The organism is Flavobacterium oncorhynchi, from assembly GCF_002217355.1.
Lineage (GTDB): Bacteria > Bacteroidota > Bacteroidia > Flavobacteriales > Flavobacteriaceae > Flavobacterium > Flavobacterium oncorhynchi.
On the sequence record NZ_MUHA01000028.1, the window covers coordinates 107,081 to 120,590 of the forward strand.

Annotated in this window: 13 protein-coding genes; 8 read left to right on the forward strand and 5 right to left on the reverse strand. The window is 31.5% G+C overall.

Features of this window, described 5'->3' with window-relative positions; genetic code table 11:
• The first annotated feature begins 21 nt into the window (after positions 1-21).
• A complete protein-coding gene (gene recQ / locus B0A75_RS18240) occupies positions 22-2,145 on the forward strand; it encodes a DNA helicase RecQ (RefSeq protein ID WP_089055696.1) in 2,124 nt (707 codons plus the stop codon).
• A gap of 162 nt (positions 2,146-2,307) precedes the next feature.
• Here the strand turns inward: recQ and B0A75_RS18245 are convergent, their stop codons facing one another.
• From B0A75_RS18245 to B0A75_RS18260, 4 genes are all read right to left on the reverse strand, one after another.
• Positions 2,308-2,823 carry a DinB family protein gene (locus tag B0A75_RS18245; protein ID WP_089055697.1) on the reverse strand — a complete coding sequence of 172 codons (516 nt, stop codon included), beginning with the start codon at positions 2,821-2,823 and terminating at the stop codon, positions 2,308-2,310.
• 30 nt (positions 2,824-2,853) lie between these two features.
• Entirely contained in the window at positions 2,854-5,439 is a 2,586-nt protein-coding gene (locus B0A75_RS18250; protein WP_089055698.1) for a phosphoenolpyruvate carboxylase, read from the reverse strand.
• A 93-nt stretch (positions 5,440-5,532) separates the two neighbouring features.
• Positions 5,533-6,012, reverse strand: coding sequence for an Lrp/AsnC family transcriptional regulator (locus tag B0A75_RS18255; protein ID WP_007805990.1), 480 nt, complete (start codon positions 6,010-6,012; stop codon positions 5,533-5,535).
• A gap of 77 nt (positions 6,013-6,089) precedes the next feature.
• Positions 6,090-7,244, reverse strand: a complete 1,155-nt coding sequence (locus B0A75_RS18260; RefSeq protein ID WP_089055699.1) for a M14 family metallopeptidase — start codon at positions 7,242-7,244, stop codon at positions 6,090-6,092.
• A gap of 313 nt (positions 7,245-7,557) precedes the next feature.
• On the opposite strand from B0A75_RS18260, the gene B0A75_RS18265 reads away from it, so the two are divergent.
• Positions 7,558-8,031, forward strand: coding sequence for a helix-turn-helix domain-containing protein (locus tag B0A75_RS18265; protein ID WP_089055700.1), 474 nt, complete (start codon positions 7,558-7,560; stop codon positions 8,029-8,031).
• 84 nt (positions 8,032-8,115) lie between these two features.
• Here B0A75_RS18265 and B0A75_RS18270 read toward each other — a convergent pair whose 3' ends face one another.
• On the reverse strand, positions 8,116-8,667 hold the full coding sequence (locus tag B0A75_RS18270) for a 1-acyl-sn-glycerol-3-phosphate acyltransferase (protein WP_089055701.1): 552 nt from the start codon (positions 8,665-8,667) through the stop codon (positions 8,116-8,118).
• Positions 8,668-8,733: 66 nt separating this feature from the next.
• Between B0A75_RS18270 and B0A75_RS18275 the strand changes: the two genes are divergently transcribed.
• The 6 genes from B0A75_RS18275 to B0A75_RS18300 all read left to right on the forward strand — a co-directional run bounded on the left by B0A75_RS18275 (position 8,734) and on the right by B0A75_RS18300 (position 13,502).
• Positions 8,734-9,399: a spermidine synthase gene (locus B0A75_RS18275; protein WP_089055702.1), complete on the forward strand. Its 666-nt coding sequence runs from the start codon at positions 8,734-8,736 to the stop codon at positions 9,397-9,399.
• A 12-nt stretch (positions 9,400-9,411) separates the two neighbouring features.
• Positions 9,412-10,089: a peptidoglycan DD-metalloendopeptidase family protein gene (locus B0A75_RS18280; RefSeq protein WP_089055703.1), complete on the forward strand. Its 678-nt coding sequence runs from the start codon at positions 9,412-9,414 to the stop codon at positions 10,087-10,089.
• 6 nt (positions 10,090-10,095) lie between these two features.
• Positions 10,096-10,572, forward strand: coding sequence for a hypothetical protein (locus B0A75_RS18285; protein WP_089055750.1), 477 nt, complete (start codon positions 10,096-10,098; stop codon positions 10,570-10,572).
• Between the two features lie 21 nt (positions 10,573-10,593).
• The gene (locus tag B0A75_RS18290; protein ID WP_244284423.1) at positions 10,594-11,106 is read left to right on the forward strand and encodes a hypothetical protein; all 513 of its coding nucleotides are present in this window, start codon (positions 10,594-10,596) and stop codon (positions 11,104-11,106) included.
• 53 nt (positions 11,107-11,159) lie between these two features.
• Positions 11,160-11,630, forward strand: a complete 471-nt coding sequence (locus B0A75_RS18295) for a nuclear transport factor 2 family protein (protein ID WP_089055705.1) — start codon at positions 11,160-11,162, stop codon at positions 11,628-11,630.
• Between the two features lie 129 nt (positions 11,631-11,759).
• Entirely contained in the window at positions 11,760-13,502 is a 1,743-nt protein-coding gene (locus B0A75_RS18300) for an APC family permease (protein ID WP_089055706.1), read from the forward strand.
• The last annotated feature ends 8 nt before the right edge of the window (positions 13,503-13,510 follow it).

Genomic DNA, 13,510 nt, shown 5'->3' on the forward strand with positions numbered 1-13,510 from the left:
AAAACATAAATTATCTACCATATGACTTCAGAATTACTACACGCCAAATTAAAAGAGAATTTCGGTTTCGAAAAATTCAGACCAAACCAAGAAACGATTATTAAAACGATACTTTCTGGTCAGGACACATTGGCAATTATGCCAACTGGCGGCGGGAAATCGATTTGTTTTCAATTGCCGGCTTTAGTTTTACCAGGAATTACAATCGTAATTTCACCCTTGATTGCCTTAATGAAAGATCAAGTTGATAGTTTGAAAACCAACGGAATTTCGGCATGTTATATCAACAGCAGTCAATCAAGTGAAGAACAGCAATTTTATATTGACAATCTAAGATCTAATACTTTTAAGCTGGTATATATTGCACCCGAAAGTTTATCTTACTTAGATTCAGTTTTCAATGAATTGACAATTAGCTTGATAGCGATTGATGAAGCGCACTGTATTTCTTCCTGGGGTCATGACTTTCGTCCTGCATATACAAATTTGGGTTATTTAAAAAGCCGCTTCCCTTCTACTCCAGTTTTAGCATTAACGGCAACGGCCGATAAAGCAACGCGAACTGATATTACAAAACAGCTTAATCTTAAAAATCCAAAAACATTTGTTGCCTCTTTTGATCGGAAAAATTTAAGTTTAGAAGTGCGTCCGGCTTTAGATCGTGTAAAACAAATTATTGATTTTGTCGAAAGAAAACCAAATGAATCTGGAATAATTTATTGCTTAAGCCGAAAAACTACGGAAGAGCTCGCAGAAAAACTTCAAAAAAATGGAATTACAGCAAAAGCGTATCATGCAGGTTTAGATAATAAGCTTCGTGCAAAAACACAAGATGAATTTATAAATGATGATTGTTCGGTTGTTTGTGCCACAATTGCCTTTGGAATGGGAATCGATAAATCGAATGTTCGCTGGGTAATTCATTATAATCTTCCAAAAAATATTGAAGGTTATTATCAGGAAATTGGTCGTGCCGGTCGTGATGGACTTCCAGCTGAAACGGTTCTCTTTGAAAGTTATGCAGATGTAATACAACTTCAGAAATTTGCATCTGAAGGATTAAACTCTGATGTGCAGCTCGCAAAATTAGAACGAATGAAACAATATGCAGATGCTGTAAGCTGCAGACGAAAAATTCTTCTTTCGTATTTTGGAGAACTAGTAATCGAAAATTGCGGTAATTGTGATATATGCAAAAATCCTCCAACATTTTTTGACGGAACTGTTTTAGCACAAAAAGCACTATCGGCTATTACTCGTTTACAAGAATCAGAACCTTTGGCAGTAATTGTAGATTTTTTAAGAGGCTCGAGAAACGCGTATATCTATGAAAAAAATTATCAAACGCTAAAAACGTACGGAATTGGCGCTGACATTTCTTGGTACGATTGGAATCAATATTTAATTCAGTTAATAAATCTTGGTTATTGCGAAATTGCATTTCACCAGCATAACAAGATCTTATTGACTCCTTTTGCAAAGAAAGTTTTATTTGAAGGTGAAAAGGTAAAACTAACAACCGTTGTCAAAAAAGTAATCGATAAAAATGAAATTAAAGAAGCAAAAGCAAAACCAGTCAAAAATTCTCTTTTTGAAACGCTTCGAAAATTACGCTATGAAATAGCACAGGAAGAAGAAGTTCCTGCTTACGTAATTTTTAGTGATGCTGCTTTAAGACAAATGGAAATTTTAAGACCGATGACTGATGATGATTTTCTTGCTGTTGATGGTGTTGGAAAAGTTAAGCTCGAAAAATATGGTTCAGATTTTATAAATGCAATAATTGAGTTTCATAAAAATAAATCAGTAAAAAAAGAAAAAAAAGAAAGTACCTACGCTAAAACTTTAGAACTTTTTTTAAGCGGACTTTCGGTTGAAGAAATTGCTGAACGAAGAAGCGTAAGTAAAACAACGATAGTTTCGCATCTAGCAAAACTATATGTAGATGGTCAAGATTTCGATTTAAGCCAATTTGTTTCTGAAGACGAAATTGCAGCAATTGAAAAAGCCCAAATAGAATTAGAAAAACCAAGTGCTTTAAAACCGTATTTTGATTATTTTGAAGAAAAAATGTCTTATGATAAAATTCGGTTTGGTTTGGCGTTTTTAGAAAGAAAACATAACAAGTCTATTTTGTCATCTTGACGAAGGAAAGATCACACTAGAAATTCGACAAAGTTAATTGCCAATCTTTGTGGAATTTCTAGTGTGATTTCTCCTTTCAGTCGAAATGACAAGATTGAGGTGAAATAAAAAAATCCTGTGAAATACTTCACAGGATTTTTTGTTTAAAATTATTTCAAGCTTTTACAAATATCTTTCTTCAAAAACTTTTTGATGGTGTTTTTGATGTCCAATTATTACAAAACCCAAAGCGCGAACAGAAATTTGATTGTTCGATGCTGTTCCAATATTTTTAAGTTGCTCTTCAGATAAGCTTTTATAAAACAATAAAGTGGAATGTCTCAATGCAGACAATTCTGTCAATAAATCTTGAATACTTCTTTTGTTTGAATTTGCGTTATCGGCATAATCATTTTCTTCAAAACTAGACAAAGGTGTTTTGTCATTTCTTGAAAACCTCAAAGCGCGATAAGCAAAAACACGTTCAGAATCTATAATGTGCTGAATAATATCTTTGATTGTCCATTTACCTTCTGCATATTGGTAATCAAATTTATCAAGCGGTATATTTTGAACAAATCTTATAAATTCATGTAATGAAATCTCTAATTCCTCTATTAATTTTCCGTCACCAGCTTGTTTGATATACGTACCGAAATGCCCTGAATATTCATTTTCTGCTAATTGATTGCTGTACATTTTTATAAAAATTAAAGGTCTAAATTTAATTTATGCTGAATTTCTACTTGCGTTTGTATTTCCGAAAAGTGATCTAGTTACAATTTTTTCGTAAACTTTAATAAGCTCTTCATTCTTAGCTGCGTCTTTATTTAATTCATTAATTCTTAATAAAGCATATTGTTGTATTGTCAACAAAGGCAATACGATACGCTCTCTTATTTGAATCGATGCTATACCATCAGGATAATTTTCCATAAGGGTTTTATGACCAGCAATTTTCAATAACATACGTTTTGTTTCTGAAAATTCGTCGTAGATAATCTGCCAAAACTCACCAAATTCAGGGTCATTTCTCATGTAAGCCGTCAATGGTAAAAATGATTTTGCCAACGACATCATACTATTTTCCAGCAGTGTTTTAAAGAATAAAGAATTATGGTACAAATCGCTTACTTTATCCCATTGGTTAGTGTCTTCAAAATGTTTCAAAGCAGTACCAACTCCAAAGAATCCAGGTACGTTTTGTTTTAACTGACTCCAAGAACCTACAAATGGAATTGCTCTAAGATCAGCAAAATCTAATGATTCTGATTTACTTCTTTTTGAAGGACGGCTTCCAATATTTGTTTTAGAGTAATATTTCAAAGTACTCATCTTTTCTAAATACGGAATAAACTTTGGATGATTCTTAAAGTTTAAATATTTCTCATATCCTAAATCAGCTAATTGAGTTAAAATTTGAGTTTCTTCAGCAGTAAGTTCGTTCTTTTCTTTGCTAAATACTTGATTTGTAACACCCGCACTTAATAAGTTTTCGATATTGTAACGACAAGAATCTAAAGTTCCAAAATTAGAACTAATGGTTTGACCTTGAACCGTAATTTGAATTTCGTTGTTTTCGATTTTTGGACCTAGAGAAGCATAAAATTTATGTGTTTTTCCACCACCACGAGCTGGAGGGCCGCCACGTCCATCAAAGAAAATAGCTTTAATTCCGTATTTTCTAGAAATTTCAGTTAGTGAAATTTTAGCTTGATAAATACTCCAGTTCGCCATTAAATAGCCGCCGTCTTTTGTTCCATCAGAGAAACCAAGCATTATAGTTTGTTTATTTCCTCTAGCTTGTAAATGTTTAGAGTATTCTGGATTAGTATACAACTGCTCCATAATAGAATGTGCATTTTGTAAATCATCAACTGATTCAAAAAGCGGAATAATATCAACTGTTGGATCTTCCCAATCATTCAAACGAATCATTGCAAAAGTTTCCATTACATTTAAAGCACTTTCATTATTGCTGATAATATAACGATTGGCTCCTTCCTCTCCATTATTTTCTTGAATCGTTTTTATCGCCTGTACAGATTCTAAAGTAGATCTTGTAATTTCATTCTCGAAATCGCTTGGATTTAAATCTCCTTTTACTTTAGATAAAATGCTAATTTTTTCATTTTCCGTTAATTCAAAATAATTTTTTGGAAATACATTTGAATCAGAGTTTAAGTAGAAATTGACAACGTCTTTGAAAACAACGTTGTGAATTTTACTGTTCTGGCGAATGTCTAATGTCGCAAAATGGAATCCGAATAAATTGATTTTTACTAAAAGAGCTTCCAATTCATCTAGATATAATGATTGATGTTTTTCAATAATTATACTTCTAATTTTATTCAACTGACTTAAAAGTTCATCTAAAGTAATGTAAATTTCACCTTTTGAATAGAAAACAGAACGATAAAGTTTATGTTCAAGTTCTGCTACTAAAGTGTCTACTCCTGAGAATGTTAACTTACGTTTAAGGTTTCGCATTTCAACATAATAACACTTTAAAATAGAAGTACGCAAACGTTCTGCTACTTTAAGGGTTATTTCGGTAGTTACAAAAGGATTTCCATCTCTATCTCCGCCCGGCCAAAATCCTAATTTGATTAATTGATTTTGAATCGCATTTCCGTTAAGTATGTTTTTTTGAAGATAATGTACAATTTCTCCAGATGTAGCGTAAAATACATTTTCAAGATACCAGATCAAACTTACAGCTTCATCGTAAGGATTTGGTTTTTCATTTTGAATAAAAGGAGTTTTACCAAGCTGCGCCAGTAATTGTTTTATCTGTAATAAATCATTCTGACGAATTGCTTCAGTCAAATCATTAATAATCCCAAGAACTGGTCCTGGGTAAAATTGAGTTGGATGCGCTGTTAAAACAGTTCTTACATTAAAATCTTCTAGAAACTGAATTAATTCGTCGTCTTTCTCCTTAGCATCTGATTTTTCTTTGATATCTCTCAAAGAACCTCTTCCTTCCATATTGTTTACTTCTGGAAAAGCGGCATCTTCAATTGCATCAAACAATACAATTTGACGCTCTATATATTGAATAAATCGAAACATTAAGTCGATTTTTTCAGTTTCAGAAGCGTTATTTAGGAATTTGTTTGAAAAGAAATCAAAAATTTCTTTTGGTGTTTCTTGTTTTTTAAAACCAGTTTCGCAAGTTTCTGTAAATAATGGCAGTAAAACGCCTGTATTATCTATAGAATCAAAAGGTAATGTTATAAAAACACTGTTGTAAATGTGATATTTAGAAAGAACATCTCGATTAAAACGTTCAATTTTTGGCAACGTGTACATAATTGTGTTGTAGTTGGTTGGTTAATTAGTCATAAAAAAACCCCAAGAATAAACTTGAGGTTATATTTTTAATATAGCATTCAAGAGGAATTCTTACATATTTTTGAAAATAGTATGCATCAAACGCTTCTTGTCGTTAATACTTTCTTCTAATGAAATCATAGTTTCAGTTCTGTAAACACCTTCAATGTCATCGATCATGAAAATAACTTCTTTTGCATGTTTTGTATCTTTTGCTCTAATTTTACAAAAGATATTAAATTTTCCTGTCGTTACAGATGCAACTGTTACGAACGGAATTTGGTTGATTCGCTCTAATACAAATTTAGTTTGAGATGTATTATTAAGAAATACCCCAACGTAAGCAATAAATGAATACCCTAATTTATCGTAATCTAAGGCTAATGAAGATCCCATGATTATTCCTGCATCCTCCATTTTTTTTACTCTAACATGTACTGTACCAGCAGATATCAATAATTTTTTTGCAATGTCAGTAAACGGAACTCTCGTATTGTCTATTAACATATCTAAAATCTGGTGATCTACTTCATCTAAACGAAATTTACTCATAATTCTTTAATTAATATTACTAATTGCTATTACAAAGTATAAAAATATATATAAAAAACAACAAATTCACATAAAAATTAACTTTTTATCAACCCGTTAACAAATTTAATATTTTTATTTAAATAAAAATCTGCTTTTTGATTCAATTTCGGAAAACCACTATAGTCATCAGAATAAACAGCACCATTTCCATCATATTCGTAATGTCCAAAATAATTTTCCAAATCGCCTGCTTCAACTATGTAGGCATTAAAATGAATCTTATTTTCAATCAATTCTTCTTTGTATTGTGCGACAAAATTCGTAATAATTTCGATACCATCATAATTTATTTTGATGTTTTTATACATAAAATCATAAAAAACAGGTTTATTTTGTGAAATATTCAAATAATCATTAATTCTATTGTAAACTAAATCGTTTTCGCTAAGCAGTTTAAAACTCTGAATAAGTGAGAAAAATATGAACTTTCTAGTGATTTCGCGCTCATAATCTCCCGCAAAATGTCCAGCCTCAAATAAAATAGTCGGTACTCCTAAAAACTGAAAAGTATCACCAATACAATTTATATTAAACGAATCGTCAAATCGGCCTATTTGACCAGGAATGTGTTTTTGTAATTCGTCATTGATACCAGCAATTAGGTTGATTGCTTTTAATCTATTGTCATTTATTTCGCGTTCTTCATTATAAGAAGGTGCTAAAAAAGAGACTGTTGCAGGTTTTCCTGTATCGGCTACACCAAAGATAGTACGTTGATCGTGCAGGTTAAAGCAGTAATCTGGTTTGAAAGCTTCAAAAACTTCTCGCAAAACATTGCTTTCTGGCTGCGTTAGATTTTGAGAATCTCTATTTAGATCAATTTTATTAGCATTTTCACGTGTGTAAAGACGTGCTCCATCTGGATTTAGAATTGGAATACTATAGAATGTAAAAGTATTAAGTAATTTTTCGGCAAACTCAGATTTGTTGTTTAGAACATTTATGAAATCAAAAAGTGCTTTGGTAGTTGTACTTTCGTTACCGTGCATTTGTGACCATAAATAAATACGAGTTTTTCCTGTTCCTATTTCGTAGCTATATATAGGTTCTCCTAAAACAGATTTACCAATAATTTTAACTTGATTATTGGTGTTTAGTTTTTCTAAAAGCGGCTTGATATGATCTAATGTCAGGTAACGTCCTGAAATAGATTCTTCTTTATTTTGGATGAATAATTCTTCTAAATTCATTGTCTTTGTGATTAGTTTACAAAAGTAAACATCTTTATTTTTACAATTGTAAATTCATAAAAAGAAATAAAATTCAGAATTGTAAACAGATATTTCAAAGCTTTATGGTCTTTTTAAGTTGAATACTGGATTGAAAATTACAAAAGTTAATTTTGTTGATGTAGTTACTTATTTTCAATATTTTATGATGTTTTATTTAAAGTATTTATGTCGATATATAGTTGTTTGTTTAGATATTTACAGCTCTAAAATTGCTAAATCATTGCAAATTAGTTACATTTGTAAACAAGTTAATTTTAAATTGTAATTTACAATGGTAAACATAGATGATTTTGTAAAACGACTGGAGAGTATACTGGATTATTATGGTTTAAATGCTTCTTCATTTGCAGATAAAATTGGTGTGCAGCGATCAAGTATGTCTCACCTGCTCTCTGGAAGAAATAAACCAAGTTTAGATTTTGTAATGAAAATTTTGGATGTTTTTCCTGATGTAGATTTATACTGGATTTTAAATGGGAAAGGAAATTTTCCAAAATCAGATGATGGAGATGTAGTTTCAAAAGCAGAGAATTTTGTAGAAAATAAAAATCAAAACTCCCCTGCTCCGTCGACTGAAAATTCTGCCGGGGAGAATTTATTTTCTCAAATCGAATATAAAGCAGAAAATCCTCAGACAAAAAAAATAGAGTTAAACAAAAACTCTAATTTCAATGTTGAGGAAGATGAAATAGAAAAAATAGTCTTTTTCTATAAAAACGGAACTTTTAAAGTGTACACACCTTAATTTGAAATTTTCGCGTATTTGAAAAATTTTAAAATTATTTTTGATTTAAGCGATTCTCACGCAATTAAAGAAAATATCTAAAATTTAGATTTGAATTCCGTTTTCAGGAATCTTTCCTAAAACACCTTTATAGTGTTGTTTTAAGATTTCGAGATCAGCTTCGTAATTTCCAGTTGGAAAAAAAGCTTTCCCTAGATCAACTATTTTCTTTCCCCAATCAAAAGCGACTGGAACAATAGGAACATTTGCTTTGAGTGCAATATAATAAAAACCGCTTTTAATTTCGGTAACGCCTTTTCGGGTTCCTTCTGGAGCAACAGCCAAACGAAAGATTTCTTTACGGTCAAAAATAGCAGCAATAGAATCTACTTTGTTTAATCCTCCCGTGCGATCAATAGGTTCTCCGCCAACATTCTTAAAGTAATATCCAAAAGGAAATCTAAACAATTCCTTCTTTCCTACCCAATTCATTTGCAAGCCAGAGATTCCTCGGGTAAAAAGCCCAATATAAAAATCGTGATTACTGGTATGAGGCATAACCATCAATATACATTTTTTTACTTCAGCGTTCTTCAACCCTGTTATTTTCCAGCCCATTAGCTTGCAAAAGATAAAATTGTATAATTGTTTCTTCATTAAAATTTAATTTTTGCTACAAAATAAAAGATTTAAAATGGTATTTTTGAGTAAAACCATTATAAAATGATTCAAAAACTGTTCAGTTATCTTATACCTATAAATATATTCAAAAAAAAGTCAGCAAGAAGTAAAATAATCGAAGTTACTTGGACAAACGGAGAATTGGTAATCGATTCTGAAAATACAAATTATTCATATGGAAGCTTACAGCGAATATTAAGATATGGTCTTAGAAATATAGGATATGATAAGGTTTTAAAAATGGATCATATTCTGGTTCTTGGAGTTGCCGGCGGAAGCGTAATTAAAACCCTTGTTGATGAAATAGAATACAAAGGAAAAATTACAGGTGTCGAGATTGATTCAGATATGATTCAGATTGCCAATGAATATTTTAATCTCAATCAAATTAAGCAGCTTGAAATTATAATAGATGATGCTTTTGAATTTGTTTTAAAAACAAAAGATAAATATGACTTGATTATAATCGATATTTTTGAGGATACTAATATGCCTAACTTTTTGTTTGAAAAGTTTTTCAGCGAGAGAGTCTGTTTTTTATTAAAAGATAAAGGCTTCATTTTATTTAACACAATGATTCTTGATGAAGCACATAATGTTCGTAATAGAAAATACAAAGCCGAAATAAACGCTGAATCGTTTACGGTAAAAATGCTGCCGCGCATAGAAGTGCATAATGAAATAATAATAATTGAGAAATTATCCTAAAATCGTATATTCATGAAGTCCCTTGTTTCTATTCTAAAAACCTTGCCTCCTGCTAAAGTAATTGATGATGTTATTGATTTTTCAAAATATCTTCCACTTGATTTATCGTCTACAAATACCGAATTGGTTGAAAATAAACCAGAAAGCGCAGCTGATTTTGAGCGCTTTATTACGGATTTTTTAAAAAGAAATAATGCTGAAGTGGCTTATGGCGGGTATATTGAAGGACGTTCTTTGTACAAGCGAAGTTCGATTTTTAGAAATGATTCAATTCCAGAACGAAATATTCATATAGGATTGGATTTATGGACAAAAGAAGGCACTTCTGTTTTGGCGCCTCTTGATGGAAAAGTTCACAGTTTTAAAAACAATCTTGGTTTAGGCGATTATGGCCCTACTATTATTTTAGAGCACGAAATTGAAAATGAAATATTTTATACTTTATACGGACATTTATCGTTAGAAAGTATAGAAAACCTTACTGTTGGGACGGTTTTTGCAAAAGGCGAACAAATTGCATCTTTAGGGAATTCATCTATAAATGGAGATTATGCGCCTCATGTTCACTTTCAAATTATACGAAATTTGGGAGATTACTGGGGCGATTATCCTGGAGTATGCAATACAAATGATTTGAATTTTTATATTGAAAACTGCCCTGACCCTAACTTATTATTAAAAATTACTTAAATGATTATGAAGAAAGCAGGATTGATTATATGTTTGTTGTTATTAATTGGATGTAAAACGAAAACGATAAGTCGAGATACTGAAGATTTAAAGATAAAAAAAGTTCCAAGTGCCGAGATTAATTCACAGCAGCAACGAAAAGCTTATGAATTGGGCAAAAGAGTATTAGAAACTTGTAACACATCAAAATTCAAGCCTTTTAATGAAACCGAAGTAACACAGTCTGTGAGAGAAAACACAACTGAAGAACGATTGACTAAAACTTGTACAAGATTTAGACAATATTACGGGAGTTTTATTGATTTGAAATTAGATGGCGTTTATAAAACCAAGCAAGAAGTAATTTACCGTTATCACGCCTTGTATACTAAAAAGGTTGCAAACAAAGAGCTTCGTGTATTTGTGAACAATGAAAATTTAGTTTCAGCAATAAAGTCAATGGATTGGGATGAGAAGTTTGACTCAAAATTAACCGAACAATAAAGTAAAATTATGAATTTAAAAATGCCCCTATTTTTATTACTGTTATTCTCAACTATTGTAAATGCTCAAGAAACTATGAGCATTAAAGGCGCTGCTCCTCTTTCTGCAACAAAAACGTATACGTTTATCTGCGAGAAATATGCTTTTACAGGAGAAGCTGATATACAAATTGCAAAAACAGACAAAGGCGGTGTTTTAAAAATTACAATTTTACCATCAAATGATAAAGCAAAAATTTCTGGCGGTTTATATGTTGATCTGGCAAATGCTGATGTTATTGCTTGCGTAGATAAAAATGTGAAAGAAACTGCAGACGGTAAAATATCTGCCTATTATTATTTTACTCCTGCCGAATTTGCAAAACTGAAGAAAAACGATATTTATGCTGTTCGTTTTATTATAACTGGCGGTTCTAATGCTTTTGGCAATGAAAACGGATATTTTACAGCGCATAACAAAATGAACTATTTCTCAACGGCTTACGATAAATCTAAAAAGAGTTACGATACAGCAAAAGAAATAAGTGTTTTATAAATATAAAATTTATTAGAATAAATCTTATATTTATAATCTAATTACAATTTAATATGACTCCTAACGAAGCAGTAATAACAAAGTTTTATACCGCATTTGCTAATTCAGATGCTCAAACAATGTCTGAATGCTACCATCCAAAAGTACATTTTATTGATCCTGCATTTGGTTTATTGAAAGATGAGCAGGTTTCTAAAATGTGGAAAATGCTGTTACTTAAAAGCAAAGGAAACATCAAAATTGAATTTTCAGATGTAAAAGCCGATGATTTTTCGGGTTCTGCAAAATGGGTTGCTACCTACAACTTTAGCAAAACAAATCGTAAGGTAGTCAATAAAATTAGAGCCGAATTTATATTTCAAGACGGCTTAATTATTAAACATATTGACGATTTTGATGTTTGGAAATGGTCAAAACAAGCTTTTGGACTTACTGGTTATTTACTTGGATGGACTGGTTTTTTTCAGAAAAAAATTCAACAGCAAGCTTTGCTGTCACTTAATAAATTTGAGGAATCCAAATAATTTTCCTAACTTAATTTTTTCTTTTGTACCAAAACTGATGTAGTTCTCTGCATTTATACGCCTCTTGCAAAAGTCTAATACTTTGCCCTTCATTATTTTTTAAGTCAATTGTTTTCAATTCTATTAAAAATGAAAGAAATTATACACAAGAGATTAAATCAATTACAAGCTACGGCAATATGCGGAAACGATATAAGTTCTTCCTGCTTGTATGTATCAGCATTAACTATTTTATACGCAGGACAATACGCATGGATTTCACTGTTGATTGTAGCTGCCGTTTTATTTTTATTCAGAAAAATTTATGGAGAAGTTGTTGGTGCAATTCCTTTAAATGGAGGCGCTTACAATGTATTACTAAATACATCTACTAAAAAACTCGCATCGCTGGCCGCAACGCTTACCGTTTTATCCTATATGGCAACCGCTGTAATTTCTGCTTCAGAAGGAATGCATTATTTACACGGAATTTTTGAAGGAATCAATGTCACAATTGCTACCGTTGTCGTTTTAATTCTTTTTACTTTTCTGGCCATTTTAGGAATTGGAGAATCTGCTTTTGTCGCAGTAATTATATTTGTAACCCATTTAACCACTTTAAGTTTACTTGTTTTAGCGTCGCTTTTATATATCGCCATGAACGGTTTAGATGTATTTCAGCTGAATTGGCAGGCTCCTATTGCGTTTGGGAATTTAAAAACAGCTCTATTTTTAGGTTTTTCGGCAGCAATGCTCGGAATTTCAGGATTTGAGAGTTCTGCTAATTTTGTTGAAGAGCAAGAAGCTGGAGTATTTCCTAAGACACTCCGCAATATGTGGGCGATTGTCAGCTTTTTTAATCCCGTTATTGCAATTCTAATTATTGGAGTAATTCCGTTAGCACAAGTTGGCGAAAACAAAGAATCGTTATTGGCTTTTTTAGGGCAAACAACTGGCGGTTCTTGGCTTGCATGGTTAATTTCTATTGATGCAGTTTTAGTACTTTGTGGTGCTGTATTAACTTCATTTGTTGGTGTTTCTGGGCTTTTAAACCGAATGACCTTAGATCGAATTCTGCCAAATTATTTTTTAAAACAGAATAAAAGAGGATCACATTATCGTATTGCGATAAGTTTTTTAATTCTTTGTATATCCGTTCTTTTTGCTACAAATGGTCATTTAGAATCTTTAGCGGGCGTTTATACATTTTCGTTTTTGGCGGTAATGGCATTGTTTGGAATAGGTAATCTGCTTCTTAAATTTAAACGCAGTAAACTTCCAAGACCTGTACGAGCACGCGGTATAGCTGTTGTAACCGCAATAATTTTTGTTATTATTGCATTTGTAGGCAATATGGAGCTGAACATTAATGCGTTCTATACTTTTCTAAAATATATGGTTCCGTCATTATTATTTATCGGAATCATGTTGAACAGAGTTATACTGATTAAACTTTTAATCGAAGCTTTAGAATATTTTTATCAGCCATTACGAAAAATGGTGATTTTAAGTAACCGATATTTACAAAAAATGAGTGTCCAGATCAACTCTCAAGAGTTTGTCTTTTTTACTAAGGGTGATGATATTGCCATTTTAAACAAAGTCCTGCAATATGTTCAAGGCAACGAAACGACCAAAAAGCTAAAAATAGTTCATGTTAAAAGTGATTCTGTAAACAATGAAGCTTTAATGAAAGATCTTGAAGTTTTAGATCGAGCCTATGATGATATTGATATCGAATATCTTGAAATTCAAGGTGTTTTTGGCCCAGAAATTATAGATGAATTATCTCAAAAATGGAAAATCCCAAAGAATTTCATGTTTATTGGTTCGCCTGGAAATAAGTTTTCTTATAGAGTTTCTGATCTTGGCGGCGTACGTTTGATTATGTAGTTCTAAAA